At 70.8% G+C, this 21,534-nt stretch carries 17 protein-coding genes; 7 read left to right on the top strand and 10 right to left on the bottom strand.

All coding sequences use genetic code 11. The features are described from left to right. Nucleotides 1–76: 76 nt before the first annotated feature. The 5 genes from fabF to ASD62_RS17965 form a co-directional block, all read right to left on the bottom strand. Nucleotides 77–1,321, bottom strand: coding sequence for a beta-ketoacyl-ACP synthase II (gene fabF / locus ASD62_RS17985; RefSeq protein WP_056917603.1), 1,245 nt, complete (start codon nt 1,319–1,321; stop codon nt 77–79). 135 nt (nt 1,322–1,456) lie between these two features. Beyond that, nucleotides 1,457–1,705: an acyl carrier protein gene (locus tag ASD62_RS17980; protein ID WP_056917602.1), complete on the bottom strand. Its 249-nt coding sequence runs from the start codon at nt 1,703–1,705 to the stop codon at nt 1,457–1,459. Nucleotides 1,706–1,803: 98 nt separating this feature from the next. Then, nucleotides 1,804–2,823: a beta-ketoacyl-ACP synthase III gene (locus ASD62_RS17975; RefSeq protein WP_056917601.1), complete on the bottom strand. Its 1,020-nt coding sequence runs from the start codon at nt 2,821–2,823 to the stop codon at nt 1,804–1,806. Nucleotide 2,824: 1 nt separating this feature from the next. Further along, nucleotides 2,825–3,754, bottom strand: a complete 930-nt coding sequence (locus ASD62_RS17970) for an ACP S-malonyltransferase (RefSeq protein WP_056917600.1) — start codon at nt 3,752–3,754, stop codon at nt 2,825–2,827. Between the two features lie 117 nt (nt 3,755–3,871). Next, a complete protein-coding gene (locus tag ASD62_RS17965) occupies nt 3,872–5,068 on the bottom strand; it encodes a CdaR family transcriptional regulator (protein WP_056917599.1) in 1,197 nt (398 codons plus the stop codon). 126 nt (nt 5,069–5,194) lie between these two features. Here ASD62_RS17965 and ASD62_RS17960 point away from each other — a divergent pair, with 126 nt between their 5' ends. Beyond that, on the top strand, nt 5,195–6,376 hold the full coding sequence (locus ASD62_RS17960) for a glycerophosphodiester phosphodiesterase (RefSeq protein WP_056917598.1): 1,182 nt from the start codon (nt 5,195–5,197) through the stop codon (nt 6,374–6,376). Nucleotides 6,377–6,449: 73 nt separating this feature from the next. Here ASD62_RS17960 and ASD62_RS17955 read toward each other — a convergent pair whose 3' ends face one another. From ASD62_RS17955 to fdhD, 3 genes are all read right to left on the bottom strand, one after another. Continuing rightward, nucleotides 6,450–7,334, bottom strand: a complete 885-nt coding sequence (locus tag ASD62_RS17955) for an NAD(P)-dependent oxidoreductase (RefSeq protein ID WP_056917597.1) — start codon at nt 7,332–7,334, stop codon at nt 6,450–6,452. Between the two features lie 102 nt (nt 7,335–7,436). Continuing rightward, nucleotides 7,437–10,202 carry a pyruvate dehydrogenase (acetyl-transferring), homodimeric type gene (gene aceE / locus ASD62_RS17950; protein WP_056917596.1) on the bottom strand — a complete coding sequence of 922 codons (2,766 nt, stop codon included), beginning with the start codon at nt 10,200–10,202 and terminating at the stop codon, nt 7,437–7,439. A gap of 234 nt (nt 10,203–10,436) precedes the next feature. Then, entirely contained in the window at nt 10,437–11,276 is an 840-nt protein-coding gene (fdhD, locus tag ASD62_RS17945; protein WP_056917595.1) for a formate dehydrogenase accessory sulfurtransferase FdhD, read from the bottom strand. Nucleotides 11,277–11,477: 201 nt separating this feature from the next. On the opposite strand from fdhD, the gene ASD62_RS17940 reads away from it, so the two are divergent. From ASD62_RS17940 to ASD62_RS17930, 4 genes are read left to right on the top strand one after another with little or no spacing between them, the layout of a single operon-like run. Then, a complete protein-coding gene (locus ASD62_RS17940; protein WP_200956962.1) occupies nt 11,478–12,893 on the top strand; it encodes an OFA family MFS transporter in 1,416 nt (471 codons plus the stop codon). Next, complete coding sequence (locus ASD62_RS20225; RefSeq protein WP_157581631.1) at nt 12,890–13,033, top strand: oxalate:formate antiporter; 144 nt, start codon at nt 12,890–12,892, stop codon at nt 13,031–13,033. Before ASD62_RS17940 ends, ASD62_RS20225 begins: the two co-directional genes overlap by 4 nt. 9 nt (nt 13,034–13,042) lie before the next feature. Continuing rightward, nucleotides 13,043–13,585: a PH domain-containing protein gene (locus ASD62_RS17935; protein WP_235529263.1), complete on the top strand. Its 543-nt coding sequence runs from the start codon at nt 13,043–13,045 to the stop codon at nt 13,583–13,585. Next, nucleotides 13,582–14,970, top strand: a complete 1,389-nt coding sequence (locus tag ASD62_RS17930; RefSeq protein ID WP_056917593.1) for a PH domain-containing protein — start codon at nt 13,582–13,584, stop codon at nt 14,968–14,970. Before ASD62_RS17935 ends, ASD62_RS17930 begins: the two co-directional genes overlap by 4 nt. 39 nt (nt 14,971–15,009) lie before the next feature. On the opposite strand, the gene ASD62_RS17925 is transcribed toward ASD62_RS17930, so the two are convergent. Beyond that, entirely contained in the window at nt 15,010–17,322 is a 2,313-nt protein-coding gene (locus tag ASD62_RS17925) for an FdhF/YdeP family oxidoreductase (protein WP_082581051.1), read from the bottom strand. Nucleotides 17,323–17,517: 195 nt separating this feature from the next. On the opposite strand from ASD62_RS17925, the gene ASD62_RS17920 reads away from it, so the two are divergent. Beyond that, nucleotides 17,518–17,943 carry a DUF3052 domain-containing protein gene (locus ASD62_RS17920; RefSeq protein WP_056917592.1) on the top strand — a complete coding sequence of 142 codons (426 nt, stop codon included), beginning with the start codon at nt 17,518–17,520 and terminating at the stop codon, nt 17,941–17,943. A 22-nt stretch (nt 17,944–17,965) separates the two neighbouring features. Beyond that, a complete protein-coding gene (locus tag ASD62_RS17915; RefSeq protein ID WP_056917591.1) occupies nt 17,966–18,433 on the top strand; it encodes a peroxiredoxin in 468 nt (155 codons plus the stop codon). Between the two features lie 89 nt (nt 18,434–18,522). Here the strand turns inward: ASD62_RS17915 and ASD62_RS17910 are convergent, their stop codons facing one another. Further along, on the bottom strand, nt 18,523–21,345 hold the full coding sequence (locus ASD62_RS17910) for an immune inhibitor A domain-containing protein (protein WP_056917590.1): 2,823 nt from the start codon (nt 21,343–21,345) through the stop codon (nt 18,523–18,525). Between the last annotated feature and the right edge of the window lie 189 nt (nt 21,346–21,534).

Here is a 21,534-nt window from a genome sequence, read left to right as displayed (position 1 = left end):
CGATGATCACGAAGACATCACGGGACGACCACCCTCCGAACGGCTGACTTGCCGTTAACTCAGGCAACCGCAGGGGTCACGGTGAAGTGAAAACCACCGCCACGTTGTGACCACCGAACCCGAACGAGTTGTTCAGTGCGGCGATGTCGCCGGCGGGCAGCTTGCGCGCCTCGCCGTGCACGACGTCGAGCTTGATCGCCGGGTCGAAGTCGTCGAGGTTGATGGTGGCAGGGGCCAGGCGGTGGTGCAGGGCGAGGATCGTCAGGACGCCCTCGAGCGCACCGGCGGCACCGAGCAGGTGCCCCGTCATCGACTTGGTCGCGCTGACGGGCATGCCGTCCGCGTCGTCGCCGAACGCCCGGCGGATCGCGTTGGACTCGGCCACGTCGCCGACCGGCGTCGACGTCGCGTGGGCGTTGACGTGGACGATGTCCTTGGGCGTCAGGCCGGCGCGCTGGACGGCCTCGACCATGGCTCGGGACGCACCGGCGCCCTCGGGCTCGGGCGCCGCGATGTGGTGGGAGTCCGCGGACATGCCCACGCCCCCGACCTCGGCGTAGATCTTGGCACCGCGGGCCTTCGCCGCCTCGTACTCCTCGAGCACCACGACGGCCGCACCCTCACCGAGGACGAAGCCGTCGCGCCCGGTGTCGTAGGGGCGCGAGGCGCGCTCGGGGTCGTCGTTGCGGGTCGAGAGGGCCTGCATCGCGGCGAACCCGGCGATGGGCAGCGCGTGCACGGCACCCTCGGTGCCACCGGCGACGGCGATGTCCGCACGACCGTTCCGGATCATGTCGTACGCGTAGCCCATCGCCTCGAGGCCGGAGGCGCAGGCGGAGACGGGGGTGTGGGCGCCGGCGCGGGCCCCGATCTCGAGCGAGACCGCGGCCGACGAGGCGTTGGGCATCAGCATGGGGACGGCAAGGGGGAAGACGCGGCGCGGGCCCTTCTCGCGCAGGTTGTCCCACTGCGACAGCAGCGTCCACACGCCACCGATGCCGGTGCCGATGCAGGCAGCCAGGCGCTCGGGGTCGCCCTCGGGCGACCCGGCGTCGGCCCAGGCCTCACGCGCGGCGATGAGGGCGTACTGCGCGCTCGGGTCCATGCGGCGGACCTCGACCTTGCTCAGCACCTCCTCGGCGGGGGTCTTCAGCGTCGCGGCGAACTTCACGGGGAGGTCGTACTGCTCCACCCACTCGTAGGGCATGGTCCGGGCACCGGACCGGCCGGCGAGGATGGCGTCCCACGTGTCGGGGACGTTGCCGCCCACGGGGGTGGTGGCTCCGAGGCCCGTGACGACGACGCGTCGTTCGGCGGTCATGTCTGGGTGCTCCTTCGTGAGGGGTGCTGCGGTGGAGGGTGGTGCGTGGTGCTGCTGCGGGGTGGCGGCCGGCGAGCCGGGTATGGCGCGGGCGCGCCACCCCGCGGGTGGTGCGGGTGCGGCGTCAGCCGCAGGTCAGCTCTGGCTCTTCGAGATGAAGGACACGGCGTCGCCGACGGTCTTGAGGTTCTTGACCTCGTCGTCGGGGATGCGCACGCCGAACTTCTCCTCGGCGTTGACCACGATGGTCATCATCGACAGGGAGTCGATGTCGAGGTCGTCGGTGAAGGACTTCTCGGACTGCACCGAGTCGGTGTCCAGACCGGTCTCCTCGTTGACGATCTCGGCCAGTCCCTCGAGGATCTCCTGCTCGCTCTGTGCCATGTGCTTGCGCTCCTTGGTTGTCCGACGGGTGTCGGTGTGGTTGGTCGTGGGTCGGCCCGGTCGTGCACCCCGCGGGCCCGCGGGAGTCGTGGGTGCCGCTAGGGCAGGACGATGACCTGCGCGGCATACACCAGGCCGGCACCGAAGCCGATCTGGAGGGCGAGGCCGCCCCGTGGTGCCTCACCCTCGCGCAGCATGCGCTCGGTGGCGAGGGGGACGGAGGCGGCGGAGGTGTTGGCGGTGTCGGCGATGTCGCGGGCCACGGCGATGTCGCTGGGCAGCTTGAGCTGCTTGATCATCGCGTCGATGATCCGCATGTTCGCCTGGTGGGGGATGAACGCGTCGAGGTCCTCGGGGCGCACCCCGGCGGCGTCGAGCGCCTTGAGCGCGACCGGGGCCATGCCCCAGACGGCCCAGCGGAACACGGTCTGGCCGGCCATCCCGATCGCCGGCCAGCCGAGGTCCTGGTCGCGGACGTCGACCCAGGAGTCGCGCTGCGAGATGGCCTTCCACTGCGCGCCGTCCGAACCCCACACGGTGGGGCCGATGGCCGGGGTGTCGGACGGCCCGACGATGGCCGCGCCGGCGCCGTCGCCGAAGATGAAGGCGGACCCACGGTCGTTGAGGTCGGTGAAGTCGGAGAGCTTCTCGACGCCGATGACGAGGACGTGGCGGGCGCTGCCGCCGCGCACCATGTCGCTCGCGAGGCTGATGGCGTGGCAGTAGCCGGCGCACGCGGCCGAGATGTCGAACGCAGCGGCCTGGATGCCGAGCCGGTCGGCGACGATCGGCGCCGCGGCCGGCGTCTGGAACGGGTGGGTCACGGTCGCGACGATGACGGCGTCGATGGCGGAGGCCTCGAGCCCCGCCATGGCCAGGGCCTCGTGCGAGGCGGCGACGGACATGTCGACGACGGACTCGTCCTTGGCGGCGAAGCGGCGGCTCTTGATGCCCGAGCGCTCCTGGATCCACTCGTCGGAGGAGTCGATCGCCTCGACGAGCTCGGCGTTCCACACGACCCGCTCGGGGCGGTAGCCGCCGACGCCGAGGATCCGCGAGAACGTGGCTCCGGCGGGAGCGGTGATGGTGCCGGTGCCCTTGGGGGCGGGTGTGGTCATGTCAGGCCTCTTGCGCGTCGTCGGAGATGAGCTGCTGGGCCGCCGCGAGGTCGTCGGGCGTCTTTACGGCCAGGGTGGTGACCCCGGGCATCCCGCGCTTGGCGAGCCCCACGAGGGTGCCGGCCGGGCTGAGCTCGATGAGCGTGGTGACGCCCTGCTCGACCATCGTCTGCATGCACAGGTCCCAGCGCACCGGGTTGCTCACCTGCTGGACCAGGCGGGTCAGGACCTCAGCGCCCGAGCCGACCGCGGCGCCGTCGCGGTTGGACAGCAGGGTGACGCCGGGATCGCTGACGTCGAAGCCCTGGGCGAGCTCGCCGAGCGCCTCGACGGCGGGGGCCATGTGGGTGGTGTGGAACGCGCCCGCCACCTGCAGCGGGATGACGCGCGCCTTGGCCGGCGGGTCGGCGAGCAGCGCTGCCAGCTGGTCGAGGGTGCCGGCGGCGACGGTCTGGCCGGCGCCGTTGGCGTTGGCCGCCGTGAGGCCGTGGCGTTCGAGGACGGCGGCCACCTCCGCGGGGTCGCCACCGAGGACGGCGCTCATCCCGGTGGGCGTGGTGGCGCTGGCGGCTGCCATGCCGGCGCCGCGCTCGCGGACGAACACCATCGCGTCGTGGTCGGACAGCACCCCCGCCAGGGCCGCCGCGGTGATCTCGCCGACGGAGTGGCCGGCGGTGACGCCGACGGTGCCCGCCGGGCCGCTCGGCAGCAGCACCGCGGCGGTGGCCAGGCCCGCGCCGACGATGAGGGGCTGGGCGACCGCCGTGTCCTTGATCGTCTCGGCGTCCGAGGTCGTGCCGTGCGCCACGAGGTCGAGACCGGCGACGTCGGAGAGCGACTCGAGCCGCTCGCGGAAGGCAGGCAGCTCGAGCCAGGGCGCGAGGAAGCCGGGGGTCTGGGAGCCCTGTCCGGGGCAGACGATTGCGAGCACGATCCCAGCCTTGCGGTCCCCACCCGACGGAGGCGTGACCGTTCCGCACGAACATCCCGGGCCCGTTTTGGAGGTTTCCTCCAATTGATCTCCGCCGGCGTGACCGGTGCCACGTCGTCAGCCGGCGGGCGTGTAGCGCACCGCGGAGGGGCCGGGGCGGCTCAGCCGACCCAGGGCCAGGGCGATCCGCACCGTGTGGGCGTCGTGGGGATCGGTCAGCTGGTAGCCGGTGAGGTCGGCGATCTTGCCCAGGCGGTAGCGCACGGTGTTGGGGTGCACGAAGAGCAGCCGGGCCGTGCCCTCGAGGCCGCCCCCGGTCTCGAGGTAGGACGCCGCGGTCTCGAGCAGGGCACCCCCGCTCAAGGAGAGCGGGTGCCAGATCCGGTCGAGCATGAGCGCGCGGGCAGGGGCGTCGCCGATGAGGACGCGCTCGGCCAGGAGGTCGTCCGCAGCCACCGGTCGGGGTGCTTCGGGCCAGGCCTGCGCGCACGAGTGGCCGGCGAGCGCCGCCCGCGCGGAGCGGCCGGCGGCGAACAGGTGCGGCACCGTCGGACCGACGACCACGGGGCCCTCGCCGAACTGGTCGCCCACCTCACGCGCCGCCACCATGGCGTCGTCGACGTTGCCGATGATGCAGACCAGGCGGCGTCCCTGGACCGCGGCGAGGGTGTCCACTCCCACGCGCTCAGCCGCCCTGCGCAGGCCGTCGACCACTCCCGCCGAGCTCCCGGGAGGCGTGCTCCCGGCGATGACGGCCACGCGGGTGGTCGAACCCCAGCCCAGCGCGGCGGCCCTCGACTGCATGGAGTCGTCGGCCTCACCACGCAGGACTGCATCGACCACGAGCCCCTCGAGCCGCGCGTCCCACGCCCCGCGGGCCTCGGCCGCGTGCGCGTAGACCTCGGCCGCCGCGAACGCGATCTCGCGCGAGTACCGCAGCACCGACTCGCGCAGGGCCTGCTCCTCACCGGGCTCCGCGAGGGCCGTGGCGTCCTGCTCCACGACGTCGACCACCGAGCGCACGAGGTCGAGGGTCTGCCTCAGCGTGATCGACCGGGTGAGCTCACGGGGTGCGGTGCCGAAGACGTCCGCCGTGACGGGGATGTGGTCGCCGCCCTCGCGCAGCCACGCGATGAAGGCCGCGATGCCGGCCTGGGCGACCAGCCCGACCCATGACCGGTCCTCCGCCGACAGGGCGCGGTACCAGTCGTGCGCGGTCTCCATCCGCCGGGTCGCGCCGCTGGACAGCTCCCCTGCGGCACGCTCCACCCGTTGCAGGGTGGCGGGGGAGGTCGTGACCGTCGCGGGCGCCATACGGGGAGTCTATTTGTATGACGCCCACAACCACCGGGGGAGCGGCCCCAACGGTTCGACGCACCTTCACCTGACCGACACCGCAGGGTCGCCCACGGCCGGGGGCGGGTTCCTAGCGTCGCGGGCATGACCAGAACCCTCCCCGCCCTGGCCGTCACCGGTGCCCTCGTCCTGGGTGCCACCGTTGCCCTCGCCGGGCCGTCCGCGGCTGCACCCTCGGGCCGCACGACCACCTCCTCCGCCACCGACCGCGCGGACCGCACCGCCACCACCGACCGGGTCCGCAAGACCACCGGGCCCCTCGTCATCGCGCACCGCGGTGCCTCCGGCTACCGGCCCGAGCACACCACCGGTGCCTACGAGCTCGCGGTCGCGCTCGGTGCCGACTACATCGAGCCCGACCTCGTCATGACCAAGGACGGGGTCCTCGTCGACCGGCACGAGCCCGAGATCTCCGGGACGACCGATGTCGCCGACCACCCGGAGTTCGCCTCGCGTCGCACGACCAAGAACCTCGACGGTGTCGCGACGACCGGGTGGTTCACCGAGGACTTCACCCTCGCCGAGCTGCGCACGCTGCGGGCCAAGGAGCGGCTGCCCCAGATCCGCCAGGAGAACACGCTCTACGACGGTCGGTACAGGGTGCCGACGTTCGAGGAGGTGCTGGCGCTGCGCGAGAAGCTGTCCAAGGAGTACGGCCGGAAGATCGGCATCATCCCGGAGATCAAGCACTCGACGTACTTCCACGCCAAGGGGCTCAACCCCGAGGCTGCGCTCATCAAGGCCGTCCGCAAGCACCGGCTCGACACGCCGAAGGCGCCACTGTGGGTCCAGTCCTTCGAGCTCACCAACCTCGTGGAGCTGCGGACGACCTACGGCTACCGCGCCAACGAGGTCTTCCTCGCAGGCGCCACCGGGGCGCCGTACGACCTCGTCAGCAAGGGCGACCCGCGCACGTACGCCGACCTGCTGGCGCCGGCCAGCCTGAAGCGGCTGTCCCGGACCATCGACGGCATCGGTCCCGACAAGAACCTCGTGATCGGCCGCCGCGCCGACGGGACGCTCGCCTCTCCGACCGGTCTGGTCGCTGCCGCCCACGCTGCCGGCCTCAAGGTGACGCCGTACACCTTCCGTGCGGAGAACACCTTCCTGCCGACGGACTACCGCGTCGGGTCCGACCCCGCCGACTTCGGACGGGCGGTCGACGAGGTGGTGGAGTTCATGAAGGCCGGTGTGGACGGCGTCTTCTGCGACCAGCCCGACATCTGCGTCACCGCGCGCAAGGACTTCCTCGGGCAGAGCGAGTGAGCGAACCCGTTCCGACGACGAACGCCCGGTCCCTTGGGGGCCGGGCGTTCGTCGTGCGTCAGGTCGACGGAGCTCAGACGTGGTCGCGCCACGAGTGCTGCGGGTCGTAGCCCAGGACCCGACGCGCCTTGTCGATGCCCAGCAGCGTCTCGTGCTCGCCGAGCTCCTTGCGCACCTCGACACCGGGGAACACCTCGGCCACCAGCTCGGCGCTCGACCGGCTCATCACGGTGTCGGCGTTCGCGATGACGAACACCTCGACGCCGGGCTCGGTCCGCTCGAGGCCCAGGCGCACGGCCTGGGCGCCGTCGCGGGCGTCGATGTACCCCCAGAGGTTCCACTTGCGCAGGGTCGCGTCGGCGTCGAACGACGGGAACGCCTGGTAGTCCTCGGGATCCATCACGTTGGAGAAGCGCAGCCCGACCATGGTGAGCTCGGGGTCCCAGCGGCAGAAGTGGGCCGCCATCTCCTCCTCGAGCGCCTTGTTGAGCGAGTAGGTGCTCTCGGGGCGCGGGTGGTACTCCTCGTCGACCGGGACGTACGGCGGGGGAGTGTCGAAGGGCAGGCCGAGGACCGTCTCGCTCGAGGCCCAGACGATGCTGCGGATCCCCAGCGCACGGGCGGCGGCGAACACGTTGTAGGTGGCCGCCGAGTTGTTCGCGAAGGTCGCCGCGTTCGTCGTCAGCCCGGGGGCCGGGATCGCCGCGAGGTGCACGACGGCGTCCACCGGCCTGGTGTGCTCGTCCACCCCGCCGGAGAACGCCTCGAGGACCTGGCCGTAGTCGGTGAGGTCCACGGCGACGAACGGGGTCTGCGGCGACTCGGGCCGGGTGCGGTCGAGGGCGAGGACGTCGTAGCCGCTCTCGGCGAGGTGGGCGACGACGGTGCGGCCGAGCTTGCCGGAGGAGCCGGTCACGGCGACGCGGCGCCGCGGGATCTGGGGGGATGGGGAGGTCATGTCCCCATCCTCTCCCAGACTGCGCCGGCCCACAGAATGGGTATGCCGCCTGCTCACGGTGAGCAGGCGGCATACCTGTTGTGCGACAACCGAATCAGGCGGTCAGCTGTCGCCGCCCGCGTTGCCGGAGGTGCCGGCGGTGACGTCGAGCAGGCGGTAGCGGGCCGCCGCCTCACGCGGGACGTTGCCGTCGATCTCGCCACGGGCGGCCAGCATCTGCAGCGCGCGCACCGCGACCGAGGGGCCGTCGATGTGGAAGTAGCGACGCGCAGCCGGTCGGGTGTCGGAGAACCCGAACCCGTCGGCGCCGAGCGACGCGAAGTCTCCGGGCACCCACTGCTGGATCTGGTCCTGCACCTGGCGCATGTAGTCCGACACCGCGACGACCGGGCCGCGGGTGTCCTGCAGGCGCTGGGTGACGTAGGGGACCCGGCGCTCCTCGTCGGGGTGCAGGAACGCCTGCTCGTCGCTGGCGAGCCCGTCACGACGCAGCTCGTTCCACGAGGTCACCGACCACACGTCGGCGACGACGCCCCAGTCGTTGCGCAGCAGCTCCTGGGCCTCGAGCACCCACGGCACGCCGACACCCGACGCGAGCAGCTGCACGCGCGGGGCCTCGTCGCCCAGGCCGTCGGTGATGCCGGGGGCGAAGAGGTACATCCCCTTGAGGATGCCCTCGCTGTCCACGTTCTCCGGCTCGGCGGGCTGGCTCATCGGCTCGTTGTAGAGCGTCACGTAGTAGATGACGTTCTCCGGGTTGTCGCCGTACATCCGGCGCAGCCCGTCCTGCATGATGTGGCCGATCTCGAAGGCGAACGCCGGGTCGTAGGACACGACCGCGGGGTTGGTCGCCGCGAGGATGTGGCTGTGGCCGTCGGCGTGCTGCAGTCCCTCACCGGTGAGGGTCGTGCGGCCGGCGGTGGCACCCATGAGGAAGCCGCGCGTCATCTGGTCGGCAGCCGCCCAGATCGAGTCTGCGGTCCGCTGGAACCCGAACATCGAGTAGAAGACGTAGATCGGGACCATGGGCTCGCCGTGCGTGGCGTAGGACGTGCCGGCGGCGGTGAAGGCCGCGATCGAGCCTGCCTCGTTGATGCCGAGGTGGAGGATCTGCCCGTCCTTGGCCTCCTTGTAGGCCAGCATGAGCTCGGCGTCGACGGAGGTGTAGTTCTGCCCGTGCGGGTTGTAGATCTTGATCGTCGGGAAGAACGAGTCCATGCCGAACGTGCGGGCCTCGTCGGGGATGATCGGCACGACGCGCTTGCCGAACTCCTTGTCGCGCATGAGCTCCTTGAGCAGCCGGACGAACGCCATCGTCGTGGCGACCTGCTGCTTGCCGGTGCCCTTCTTGACGATGTCGTAGGCCGACGAGTCGGGCAGCTTCAGCGGCTCGTGCTCCACTCGGCGCAACGGCAGCGAGCCGCCGAGCTTCTCGCGGCGCTCGCGCAGGTACTGGATCGTCGGGTCGTCGGCTCCCGGGTGGAAGTACGGCGGACGGTACGGGTCCTTCTCGAGCTGCTCGTCGCTGATCGGGATCTTCAGGCTGTCGCGCAGGCCCTTGAGGTCGTCGAGGGTGAACTTCTTCATCTGGTGCGTGGCGTTGCGGCCGGCGAAGTGGCTGCCGAGCCCGTAGCCCTTGATCGTCTTCGCGAGGATGACGGTCGGCTGGCCGGTGTGGTTCATGGCGGCCTGGTAGGCGGCGAAGACCTTGCGGTAGTCGTGGCCACCGCGCTTGAGCTTCCACCAGACGTCCTCGTCGGACCAGTCCTTGACCATCTCGCGCGTGCGCGGGTCCTTGCCGAAGAAGTGCTCGCGGACGTACTTGCCGTCGTTGGCGCGGAACGTCTGGTAGTCGCCGTCGCTCGTGGTGTTCATGATGTGCGCGAGGGCACCGTCACGGTCGGCCGCGAGCAGCGGGTCCCAGCCACGGCCCCAGACGACCTTGATGACGTTCCAGCCCGCACCACGGAAGAACGACTCGAGCTCCTGGATGATCTTGCCGTTGCCGCGGACCGGGCCGTCGAGGCGCTGCAGGTTGCAGTTGATGACGAAGGTGAGGTTGTCGAGCTCCTCGCCGGCCGCCAGCTGCAGCAGGCCGCGCGACTCCGGCTCGTCCATCTCGCCGTCGCCGAGGAATGCCCAGACGTGCTGCTGGCTGGTGTCCTTGACGCCACGGTTGTGCAGGTACTTGTTGAACTGCGCCTGGTAGATCGCGTTCATCGGGCCGATGCCCATCGACACGGTCGGGAACTGCCAGAAGTCCGGCATGAGGCGCGGGTGCGGGTAGGACGGCAGCGCGAGCGGCTTGCCGGCCACGACGTGGCTGTGCTCCTGGCGGAACCCGTCGAGCTGGTCCTCGGAGAGGCGGCCCTCGAGGTAGGCGCGGGCGTACATGCCGGGGGAGGCGTGGCCCTGGAAGAAGACCTGGTCGCCACCGCCGGGGTGGTCGGCGCCGCGCCAGAAGTGGTTGAAGCCGACCTCGTAGAGGGTCGCTGCGGAGGCGTACGTGGAGATGTGGCCGCCGACGCCGATGCCCGGGGCCTGGGCGCGGTGCACCATGACGCCGGCATTCCAGCGCAGGTAGGCGCGGTAGCGGCGCTCGACCTCCTCGTCACCGGGGAACCACGGCTCGGCCTCGGGGCTGATCGTGTTGATGTAGTCGGTCGCCGTCAGCGACGGCACCCCGACCTGCATCTCCCGAGCGCGCTCGAGCAGCTTGAGCATGACGTAGCGGGCTCGCTGGCGACCGCCCTCCTCGATGACTCCGTCGAGGGAGTCGAGCCACTCCTGGGTCTCATCGGGGTCGATGTCCGGGAGCTGGCTGGGGATGCCGTTGAGAATGGGTCCGGCTTCCTCGCGTGCGGCCACGGTGGTGAGTCCTTTCTCGCGCCACGGTCGCGGGGTTGCCTGCGACCAGCCCCTATCTTCCCCCCTCGGGAGGCGTCGGTCACAACCCGGTCGGGGCTACTGGCCAGTATCCGGAGCAGGCGCCCACATATATGTGCCGCGGTGGTGGGGCCGGGCGCCGCGACGACGCCGTGGCGACGCGACGGTGAGGCGGTGGCGACGCGGTGGCGACGCGGTGGCGACCCGACGACCGCGTCAGTCGAGGTCGAGCCGGTGCTCGCCGGAGTAGACCGTGAGCCGCGGGGCCCGGGCGAAGCCGACCAGGGTCAGCCCCGCCTCGCGGGCCAACCCGACCGCCAGCGACGACGGCGCGGAGACCGCGACCAGGGCAGGGATCCCGGCCATGACGGCCTTCTGCACCAGCTCGAAGCTGGCCCGGCCGCTCACGACGAGGACGTGTCCGCTCAGGGGGAGCCGCCCTTCGCGGCCGGCCCAGCCGATCACCTTGTCGACCGCGTTGTGGCGGCCGACGTCCTCGCGGACCACCAGGGGCTCGCCCTCGGGGGTGAACAACCCTGCCGCGTGCAGGCCGCCGGTCTTGTCGAACACCTTCTGCTGCGTCCGCAGGACGTCGGGCAACCCCGCCAGGACGGCGGGGGCGAGGCGAACGGCGTCAGAGTCGACGGCATACGGGCGGTGGGTGGTGATGGCCTCGATGCTCGTCTTGCCGCACACGCCGCACGCGCTGGTCGTGTACTGGTTCCGCTCACTGCGCGAGAGGTCCACGGTCACGTCGGGGGCGAGCGTCACGTCGACGACGTTGTAGGTGGGGGAGCCGTTCTCGTCCTCGTCGAGGCAGTGCATCATCTGCGCGACGTCGCTGCCGTGGCGCAGGACGCCCTCGGTGAGCAGGTAGCCCAGGGTGAGGTCGAAGTCGTCGCCGGGCGTGCGCATGGTCACCGAGATCGAGGTGCCGTCGACGCGCATCTCCAGCGGCTCCTCGACGGCGACCGTGTCGGGGCGCGACCGCGACACCACTCCCTCGGGGGTCACCTCGAGCCGGATCGCCGGAGTCCGCTGCGTCACCCTGCCCATGGCGCCACGGTATGCGGCGCGGCCGTGCGCCGCTCGCCCGGCCCGGTCCGCAGCCGTCCTCGTGTCCCGCGCTCGTGCCTCGTCCTCGTGCCCGAGACCAGTTGCCGCGCGGTTGTTCGCCACCCGGGGTAGCGTCAACCGCGGCTCCTGCCCCGCTTCGTCCTGCTGTGGGGGCATTGCCACGTACAAGGAGGTATGTGCATGTCGATCCTCGACCGCAGCCGCTCGGTCGCCCGTCCGGGCTACAGCAAGTGGCTCATCCCGCCGGCCGCGCTCGCGGTGCACCTGTCGATCGGTCAGGTCTACGCGTTCAGCGTCTTCAAGACCTCCCTCGTCGACCACTTCGGCACCTCGCAGACCCCGGTCGCGGCGATCTTCTCGATCGCGATCGTCATGCTCGGCCTGTCCGCCGCGGTGCTCGGCACCTGGGTGGAGCGGGAAGGGCCGCGCAAGGCCATGGTCGCCGCGGCCCTCTGCTGGGGGATCGGCTTCATGGTGGGCTCGCTCGGCATCGCGACCAGCCAGCTCTGGCTGCTGTACCTGGGGTACGGCGTCATCGGCGGCATCGGGCTGGGCATCGGCTACATCTCCCCGGTCTCGACGCTGATGAAGTGGTTCCCGGACCGCCCCGGCCTCGCGACCGGCATGGCCATCATGGGCTTCGGTGGCGGTGCGCTGATCGCCTCGCCGCTGTCCAACAAGCTGCTCGGCACCTTCGACTCCGGCTTCGACGGCAAGACCGGCTCGGTCGCCGACGGCCACGCCCTGACGATGACGTTCCTCGTCCTGGGCGTCGCGTACCTCGTCTTCATGCTGTTCGGCGCCTCGCTCATCCGGGTGCCCCCGGAGTCGACCGACGCCGCGGGCACGAAGACCCCGGCGGGCCAGATGACCGGCCGCAACGGCGCCATGGTTCGCGCGTCGGAAGCCATTCGCACCAAGCAGTTCTGGCTGCTCTGGGTCGTGCTCTTCTGCAACGTCACCGCGGGCATCGGCATCCTCGAGCAGGCTGCGCCGATGATCCAGGACTTCTTCCGCGACGGGAAGACCTCGACCGTCACGGCGGCCGCCGCCGGCGGCTTCGTCGGGGTGCTGTCGCTGGCCAACATGGCGGGTCGGTTCGTCTGGTCGAGCACGTCCGACCTCATCGGGCGCAAGCCGATCTACATGATCTACCTCGGCGTCGGCATCGTGACCTACCTCCTGCTCGCCACCGTCGGCCACACCTCGACCGGGCTGTTCGTCCTGCTGGCGGCCGTCATCCTGTCCTTCTACGGTGGCGGGTTCGCGACGATCCCGGCCTACCTCAAGGACCTGTTCGGCACGTTGGAGGTCGGCGCCATCCACGGCCGGCTGCTCACCGCCTGGTCGGCCGCCGGAGTGGCCGGACCCCTGATCGTCAACGGGTTCCTCGACGCTGCGGGCAAGCCCGGCAGCCTGACCAACGGCGACTACCGCCCGGCGCTGTTCACGATGGTCGGTGTCCTCGTCGTCGGGTTCGTCGCCAACCTCCTGGTGACCGACGTCAGCCGGGACCACTTCGACGCCGGCGCCACGAGTGATTCCGCTCCTGACGCCCGCGCCTCAGACACCGTCGACGAAGGAGCCCTCCGATGAGCGACACCCGAGCCACGGCCACCGCGGCCGCGACCACCAACCCCCTCGTCGTCACGGCCGCCTGGCTGGTCGTGGGCACGCCGCTCGCGTACGGCCTGTGGCAGACGATCCTCAAGGCTGCCAAGCTCTTCGGCGGCTAGGTTGGGGGCGTGACCGACGCGCCCCACCTGTACCCACCGGACCCCAGCGCCGCGCCGACCGGGCTCGCGTCGGTGCGGCTCTACGACGACGGCGGTATGCCGTGGCAGCCGGTGTCGCAGCGGCTCGCCACGGCGCGCCACCTGGTCCTCGGGATCGTGCTGGTCCCGGTCCTGGTGGTCCTCGTCGTCCTCGCGGTCTTCGTCTGGTCGTGGACCTGGGTGCCCGTGGCTGTCGTGGCCGTTGCCGGAGGCTGGGCGTGGTGGGTGGTCGGCCGGCAGGTGTCGGCGATCAGCTGGGCGGAGGGCGCGGAGGAGCTGGTCGTCCGTCGCGGCCGGTTGTTCCGGTCGGTCGTGTCGGTGCCGTACGGCCGCCTGCAGTACGTCGACGTGCAGTCCGGGCCGCTGGAGCGGCGCTTCGACATGGCGACGGTCGAGCTGCACACGGCCTCGCCCGAGAGCGGTGGCCAGATCCCCGGTCTCCCGACCGCCGAGGCGGAGCGGCTGCGGGAGCGGCTCGCCGCCCGCGGGGAGTCGCAGCGGGCCGGCCTGTGAGCGAGCCGCACCCCGACGCGGTCGAGCGGCCGTGGCAGCACCTGCACCCGTTGTCGCCGCTGCTCCGGGGCGGTCTGGCGTTCGCCGCCGTCGTGGCCTACGTCGTCTCCCAGCAGCTCGACACGCTCTTCGGCGCGGCCGCCGACGACCCGACCCGGGGACACCTCGGCTGGGCTGCGCTGGCCGTCCTGGGAGTCCTGGTGGCGATCATCGCGGGGTCGTGGCTGTCCTGGCGGTTCTCGCGCTACCGCCTCGGCGCCACGCTCATCGAACTGCGCACCGGGTTCCTCTTCCGCCAGCACCGTCAGGTGCGGTTCGACCGGATCCAGGCCGTGGACGTGGGCCGACCCCTGTTGGCCCGGCTCACGGGGTTGTCCGAGGTGGTGGTGCAGTCGGCCGGGGGCAAGGACTCCCAGCTCAAGCTGTCCTTCCTCGCCGACTCGCGCGCCCAGGAGGTCCGCGAACAGCTCATGTCGCTGGCCGGCACCGCCGACACGCCCACGCCCGGCTCGGCCGTCGCCCCTGGCGACGTACCCACCGACGCCGCCGCGCCACTCGGACGCCGCGTCGTCCTCGTGCCCAACTCCAGGGTCGTCCAGTCCGTGCTCTACACCGGCCAGAGCCTCTTCCTGGTCCTCGCCGTCCCCGGGTTGGTGGGGTCGCTCATCGCCGGGATCGGGGGCATGGTCGCGTGGCTCGGCCCGGCCACGTTGGCGGTGGGCAGCGGGCAGCTCAAGCGACTGCTGCAGGAGGGCAACTTCGAGCTGCTCCACGGCGGCGACCGGCTGCGGATCCGGCACGGCCTGACCGACCTGCGCGCGACCACGGTGCCGCTGCACCGGATCCAGGCGGTGCAGGCCAGCCAGCCGCTGCCGTGGCGGCTGACGGGGTGGTGGCGGCTGCAGATGAACGTCGCCGGCGCGGGCCGGGGCGAGGACTCGACCGAGACGGTCCTGCTGCCGGTCGGCACCCTCGCGGAGGTCCTCGAGGTCATCGTGCTGGTGCTGCCCGGAACCACCAGGGAGATGGCCGCGGCGGCCCTGCTCGGTGAGGGCGGCGACCACGGCTTCACCACGGCCACCGCACGGGCTCGTCGGCTCGACCCCGTCGGGTGGCGCCGCCTCGGCTACACGGTCGCCCCCGAGGTCCTGGTGACCCGCCGGGGTCGGCTGTGGCGCGTGGCGCAGTTCGTGCCGCACGCCCGCGTGCAGTCGCTCAAGGTGTCGCAGGGGCCCGTGCAGCGCTCGCAGCGGGTGGCCTCGGTGACCCTGGTGTCGACACCGGGGCCGGTGAGCCCGGTCGTGGCCCACCTCGACCTGCCCGAGGCCGAGCGCCTGCTCGAAGAGCAGGTCGTGCGGTCCGGGCTGGCGCGCCGACGCAGCTGACGCGCCATACGGCGGCCTGAGACCAGCGGCGGGCGGAGGTCAGCGGCGCTCGAGGCGGATGACGAGGGCCTTGGCGACCGGGGTGTTGGACCGCAGGGCCACGTGGTCGGCCGCCATCAGCACGTTGGTCTCGGGGTAGTACGCCGCCGCGCACGACTGGGCCGTGGGGTACGACACGAGGGTGAAGCCCTCGGCCCGGCGCTCGGTGCCCTCGAACTCGCTCACGACGTCGACGACCTGCCCCTGGTGGAAGCCGAGCCGGTGCAGGTCCTCGGGGCTCACCAGCACGACGCGTCGGTTGCCGCTGATGCCGCGGTAGCGGTCGGCGTGGCCGTAGATCGTCGTGTTGAACTGGTCGTGGCTGCGGATGGTCTGCAGCAGCAGCCGCCCTTCGGGCACCTCGAGCATCGGGACGTCGCGCGCGAGGAACTCGGCCTTCCCCGACGGGGTGTCGAACTCGCGGCTGTCGCGCGGCTTGTGGGGGAGCAGGAAGCCACCCGGCTCGCGGACCCGGCTGTTGTAGTCCTCGAAGTTCGGGACGACCCGGGAGATGTGGTCGCGGACGAGGTCGTTGTCCTCACCCAGCGCACGCCAGTCGACCGAGCCCACGTCGGGCACGAGGCGCTCGGCCAGCCCCGCGACGATGGCGACCTCCGAGCGGCACTGGTCCGACGGGGGATCGAGGCGCCCCTGCGACAGGTGGACCTGGCCCTGGGAGTCCTCGACGGTGACGCCCTGGTGCCCCCGCGGGGTCGCGTCCCGGTCGGTGCGGCCGAGGCAGGGCAGGATCAGCGCCTCGCGCCCGGTGACGGTGTGCGACCGGTTGAGCTTCGTGGAGACGTGCACGGTGAGGTCGCACGCGCGCAGGCCCTCGTGCACCACGGGGGTGTCCGGCGTGGCCATCGAGAAGTTGCCGCCCATGCCGAAGAAGACCCGGACCGACTTGTCCCTCAGGCGCTGGACGGTGGCGACGGCGTCGACACCGTGGTCGGTCGGCGGGGCGAACCCGAACTCCGCCTCGAGCGCGTCGAGGAAGGTCTGCGGCATCTGCTCCCAGATGCCCATGGTGCGGTCGCCCTGGACGTTGGAGTGGCCGCGGACCGGGCACGGTCCGGCCCCCGGCTTGCCGATGTTGCCCTGGAGGAGCAGGACGTTGACGACCTCCTGGATCGAGTTCACCGCGTGCACGTGCTGGGTCAGCCCCATGGCCCAGCAGACGACCGTGGCCTTCGACTCGACGAACCGCTGGGCCAGCGCCTCGATCTCCGAGCGCTGCAGGCCGGTGGCGAGCTGCGTTGCGTCCCAGTCGATCTCGCGGACCGCAGCGGCGTACTCGTCGTACCCGGCGGTGTGCGACTCGACGAACGCCCGGTCGAGGACGGTCCCGGGAGCGGACTCCTCGGCCCGCACGAGCAGGTGGCCGACGGCGCGGAAGAGCGCGTGGTCGCCCCCGAGCCGGATCTGGAGGAAGTCGTCGGCCAGGGCCGTGCCCGGGCCGATCATGCCGCGCGGCGTCTGCGGGTTCTTGAACCGGATCAGGCCCGCCTCGGGCAGCGGGTTGACCGCGACGATGACGGCACCGTTCTTCTTCGCGTTCTCGAGGTGGGTGAGCATGCGCGGGGCGTTCGTGCCGGGGTTCTGCCCGGCGATCACGATGAGCTCGGCCTGCTCGAGGCTCTCCAGCGTCACCGCGCCCTTGCCGATGCCGATCTGCTCGCTCATCGCCGTGCCCGAGGACTCGTGGCACATGTTGGAGCAGTCGGGGAGGTTGTTGGTGCCGTATGCGCGGACCATGAGCTGGTAGAGGAACGCGGCCTCGTTGCTCGTGCGGCCGGACGTGTAGAACACGGCGTCGTCCGGGGTCGGCAGGGCCTTGAGGTGGCGGGCCATGAGCTCGTTGGCGGCGTCCCAGGAGATGGGCTCGTAGTGGGTCCCGCCCGCGCGCAGGTGCATCGGCTCGGTGAGCCGGCCCTGCTGCCCGAGCCACCACTCGCTCTGCTCGTCGAGCGCTGCGACGGAGTGCTTCGCGAAGAACTCGCGGTCGACGCGCCGCTTGGTCGCCTCCCAGGCCACCGCCTTGGCCCCCGACTCGCAGAACTCGGCCACGTGCCGGTCGCCGGTCTCGGGGTCTGGCCAGGCGCAGGACGGGCAGTCGAAGCCCTGGTCCTGGTTGAGCCGCCCGAAGACCCGTGCCGTCCGCGGCAGCCCCATCTGCTCGACGCCGTGTCGGAACGAGTTGACCACCGCCGGCAGCCCAGCCGCCCACTGCTTGGGCTGGTGCGCCTCGGCCGCCCCCGTCGGGTCGGCGGTGGCCAGGGGGTCGGTGCTGGTGAGGTCGCTGGGGGTGGCCATACGGCGACCCTAACCCGGCTCCGGCGCGCCCGCGCCGTGGGCGGGCAGGCGGTCGCGCGGGGCACGACGGCGTCCAGATCGCGGCTGATCTGCGACGATTCTGTGGAGTTGGTTGCGCAAACGGCCCGGACAGAGTGGACTGTGCGCCACAGTCCCCGACCACCGAGGTCGACGACGAGAAACAGGAGAAGGCACGTGAGCACGTCCGCACAGGCGGCGCCGCACGGTGGGGCCGACCGTCTGGGGTTCACCGCAGGTCAGGTGATCCAGGAATTCGGCTACGACACGGACGTCGACGACGACCTCCGCTTCGCCATCGAGGACCTCACCGGCACCGAGCTGGAGGACGAGGACTACGGCGACGTGGCCGACTCCGTCCTCATCTGGTGGCGCGAGGACGACGGCGACCTCGTCGACGCAGTCGTCGACGCCCTGACCAACCTGGCCGACGGTGCCTTCATCGTCATCCTCACCCCCAAGGCGGGCCGTCCCGGCCACGTCCAGGCCAGCGACATCGAGGAGGCGGCCACCACCGGCGGCCTCCACACGTCCGGCACGGTCAACGCCTGCGAGGACTGGACCGCGACCCGGCTCGTCGCCCCCAAGTCGGCCCGGCGCTGAGTTCGCTGGCAGACTGCCAGCCATGACCTCACCGCTCGCTGTCGGCGACATCGCCCCCGACTTCACCCTCAAGGACCAGAACGGCCAGGACGTCACGCTGTCCTCGTTCCGCGGCGACAAGTTCGTCGTCGTGGTCTTCTACCCGTTCGCCTTCTCCGGCATCTGCACCGGCGAGCTCTGCGAGATCCGCGACAACCTCGGCGCCTTCGTCTCCGACGACGTCCAGGTGCTCGGCATCTCCACCGACCACATGTTCACCCAGCGTGCCTGGGCCGACAAGGAGGGGTACTTCTTCCCCCTCCTGTCCGACTTCTGGCCGCACGGGGCCGTCGCGCAGTCCTTCGGCGTCCTGCACGAGGGTGCCGGCGCCGCCGTCCGCGGGACCTTCCTGATCGACCGCGAGGGCGTCGTCCGCTGGTCCCTGGTCAACGAGATCGGCCAGGCGCGCGACTTCACCGGCTACCACGAGGCGCTGCGCGAGCTCGCCTGAGCGCGGGCCGGGTCCTCCCGGCGCCCCGACGACGACAGGGCCGGTATGCCGCGTGTGCGGCATACCGGCCCTGGTTCGTTCGGTGCTGGTTACTTCTTCGGCGGGGTCACCATGAGCCGCGCCATCTGGTTGTTCTGCATCGTCATCGCGACGGTGATGGTCGTGCCGTAGCCGACCTTCGAGTCCGCCGGGTTGCCGGTGCCGAGTCCGTCGCCGTACTGCGCCGGGAGGAGCTTGCCGTTCTTGTCCACGATCTTGACGGTGTACGGCGAGTTGCCCTTGGAGGGGACGACCACCGAGGCGTCAGCGTCGCGGTAGAAGTACGGGTTCTTCGCGTCCAGGTCGGGGCGGTACTCGATACCGGGGTACCAGCCCTTGTTGTCCGTGAAGGTCCGCACCGCGGCCTGCTTCGGGTAGGTGTTGCAGGCGGTCTTGGTGACCGCGTCGTTCGTCACGCACTCCTTGAAGGGGTAGGTCCCCACGAGGCCGAACGCGGCGTTGGACGACTGCGGGCGCGACGGCAGGTTCTTCAGCAGCGTCGGGTCGAGCGCTGCCGCGGCGCCGGTGCGGCGCAGCGGGTCGAAGTGGCTGTCGACGATCAGCAGGCCGCCCTTGGTGCCCTCGCTCGGGAGGTCCGAGAGGTTGTTGAGCACGTGGTTGGCGTTGCCGTACGTGGTGTCGCGGTACCAGATGAGGGCACCGGGAGCGTTGTACTTGATCTTCTCGACGTTCCACGCGCCCTTGGCCTGGTAGGTCGTGTCGTAGCCGTACTGCAGGCCCTTGTCGAACCCGTCGAAGTTGCGCCACTCGACCAGGTAGTACTGCGCCTTGGTCTGCGTGCCGGTGTCGAGGATCCAGCCGGCACCGGTGGTGTCGACGTGCGTGCCGACCTTGGCGGTCCAGCCGTTGTTGGCCTCGGCGTCGTCGCTCCAGACCGTGCTCGCACCGTTGGTGAGCGAGAGGTCGTCGACGAACCAGCCACGGTCCTCGAAGGCGGCGTCGGTGGCGTAGTGCAGGCGGACCTGGATGGTCTTGCCGGCGTAGGGCGTGACCTTCGCGTAGTGGTGCTCCCAGCCGTCGGTGGCGCCGGTGAGTCCGTACTTCTTGTTGCCGAAGGTCTTGAGGTTGCCGTTCGGGTCGGCGTAGGTGTCGGACGTGCTGACCTCGGCGCCCGTGGTGTCGTAGACCTTCTGCTCGGTCCACGTGGCGCCACCGTCGGTCGAGACCTCGACGAAGCCGAAGTCCCAGTCCTCCTCGATGGAGTAGTTGTTCCACATCCAGAACTTCGCGTCGGTCGAGCCCGCCGGGACGCTGACCGTGCGGGTCAGGGTGTTGTCGGCCCACGACTGGTCGCTGCTGGAGAACCACATCTTCGCGCCGCTGTGCGGGGTCGCGAGGGTGATGGTCTTGTTCGGCAGGTTGACCTTGAGGCCGTCCTGCGTGCCGCGCGGCGTGCGCGACGACTGGCCGACGAGGACGGACTGACGCGGGTCACCGGGGTTGATGACCTTCGGGTCGGCCCAGCCGAGGACGTACTTGTCCCAGATGCCCATGTGCGTCGGCATCGACTGGAAGATCGGGCCCGAGTGCGAGCCGGAGCTCATCAGGTCCCAGAAGTCGACGTCGGAGTCGCCGCCGCTGGCGGTGTCGTAGAGGTCCGGCAGACCGAGGTCGTGACCGTACTCGTGGGCGAACACACCGACGCCGGAGTCCTCCGGCTGCACGATGTAGTTGCTCAGCTTGAGGTTGGTCCCGGGAACGGGAGCGCCACCGGCGACGGCCGACGAGTGCGCCCAGATGGCGTAGGTGCCCTGGGCACCGCCACCACCGGACTTGTCCGAGCCGGCGTGGACGAGCACGACGTGGTCGATGACGCCGTCCGGCTCGTTGAAGTTGCCGTCACCGTCGACGTCGCCCTGGTCCTCGAGGTCGTAGTCGGCCCAGGGGAAGTTCGGCTGGGCCTTGGCGAGGGCCGCCACGGCGTCGATGGGCAGCTGGCCGGCGCCGAGCGGGTTGCTCGGGTGACCCTGCATGTCCTGGATCGCGTCGTAGGTCCAGACGCCGTTCTCGTCCTGGTGGCACCGGGTGGCGCCGTAGTAGGCCTCCGAGTGCGGCACCGTGATCCACGGGGTCGCAGCACCGTCGACGGTGTACGCGCCCTTGGACATCTCCTCGTACATGTTCTTCATCGTGTAGCCGGAGATGTCGAAGCCGGGCTTGCCGTCAGGGCCCTTGAGGTCGGTGCGCACACGCTGGGTGATGCCGGTCTTGGTGTAGAGCATCGTGTTGTAGTGCGCGGACGAGAAGTCCTTGACCCACATGGAGTTGTTGTCGAGCAGCGGGGCGCTCGCCGGGTTGGGGATGGTGTTGTGCTTCGGGCCGTTCTGCACGGACCCCAGCTTGCAGGTGTCCGAGCCGAACTCGCTCGGGACCATCGACGTGCGGAAGTCGTCGTTCGCCTTGTCGTTGAACTCGACGAGGATCGTGAGCAGCTTGGCCTCCTGCATGGCAGGGGCCTGCTTGAACTTGCTCTTGATCGCCGCGGGGCTCTGGCCGGTGCGCAGCGACTGCGCCTCGATCTTCGCCAGGCCGCGTGCGGCGACCGGGTTCCCCTTGGCGTGCTTGGCGTCGTACTTCTTGGCCTTCTCCAGGACGGCGGCCTGGCGGGCCAGCACCTTCTTGTCCTTGGTGACCCGGGTGTCGGTGCCGAAGGCTTGCTCGGCCCGGGGGGCCACGGTGTTCAGGTAGGTGCTGCCTCCTGCGGCGGCACTGGGACTGGCCGGCGCGGGTGCGGGGGCGGCCGACGAGGTGCCCGCTGCGCCGACAGCCGCGAGGCTGGTGGCGACGAGCGCGAACGTCGGAACCACCGCGGCGGCCCGGAGAGCACGCCCCGTGATCCTGCGATGAGTCATTTTTCCTCCATGTTCTGACCCGGCCGCGGAGTAGCCGGGTTCAGGGACCTCTCTCTGCGAGAGACCACAATGAGGGGCATCTTGCACCGCGTGGGGGCCTTTGGGAAGGAAAATCACCACATCCCGCCCCGCCTGCCGAAATTTCCCTCGCACCCCTGCCCACCTGACACAATGGCGCCGCGCGGTTCG

The sequence above is a fragment of the Phycicoccus sp. Root563 genome (assembly GCF_001427915.1).
GTDB lineage: Bacteria > Actinomycetota > Actinomycetes > Actinomycetales > Dermatophilaceae > Pedococcus.
The sequence above is the reverse complement of the archived record's forward strand: the minus strand, read 5'-3'. Positions and strand labels throughout refer to the sequence as shown.

Excerpts from the sequence above, each read along its gene's own strand:
- fabF (WP_056917603.1), bottom strand. The coding sequence starts at position 1,321 with ATGACCGCCGAACGACGCGTCGTCGTCACGGGCCTCGGAGCCACCACC.
- ASD62_RS17980 (WP_056917602.1), bottom strand. The coding sequence starts at position 1,705 with ATGGCACAGAGCGAGCAGGAGATCCTCGAGGGACTGGCCGAGATCGTC.
- ASD62_RS17975 (WP_056917601.1), bottom strand. The coding sequence starts at position 2,823 with ATGACCACACCCGCCCCCAAGGGCACCGGCACCATCACCGCTCCCGCC.
- ASD62_RS17965 (WP_056917599.1), bottom strand. The coding sequence starts at position 5,068 with ATGGCGCCCGCGACGGTCACGACCTCCCCCGCCACCCTGCAACGGGTG.
- ASD62_RS17960 (WP_056917598.1), top strand. The coding sequence starts at position 5,195 with ATGACCAGAACCCTCCCCGCCCTGGCCGTCACCGGTGCCCTCGTCCTG.
- ASD62_RS17955 (WP_056917597.1), bottom strand. The coding sequence starts at position 7,334 with ATGACCTCCCCATCCCCCCAGATCCCGCGGCGCCGCGTCGCCGTGACC.
- fdhD (WP_056917595.1), bottom strand. The coding sequence starts at position 11,276 with ATGGGCAGGGTGACGCAGCGGACTCCGGCGATCCGGCTCGAGGTGACC.
- ASD62_RS17940 (WP_200956962.1), top strand. The coding sequence starts at position 11,478 with ATGTCGATCCTCGACCGCAGCCGCTCGGTCGCCCGTCCGGGCTACAGC.
- ASD62_RS20225 (WP_157581631.1), top strand. The coding sequence starts at position 12,890 with ATGAGCGACACCCGAGCCACGGCCACCGCGGCCGCGACCACCAACCCC.
- ASD62_RS17925 (WP_082581051.1), bottom strand. The coding sequence starts at position 17,322 with ATGGCCACCCCCAGCGACCTCACCAGCACCGACCCCCTGGCCACCGCC.
- ASD62_RS17915 (WP_056917591.1), top strand. The coding sequence starts at position 17,966 with ATGACCTCACCGCTCGCTGTCGGCGACATCGCCCCCGACTTCACCCTC.
- ASD62_RS17910 (WP_056917590.1), bottom strand. The coding sequence starts at position 21,345 with ATGACTCATCGCAGGATCACGGGGCGTGCTCTCCGGGCCGCCGCGGTG.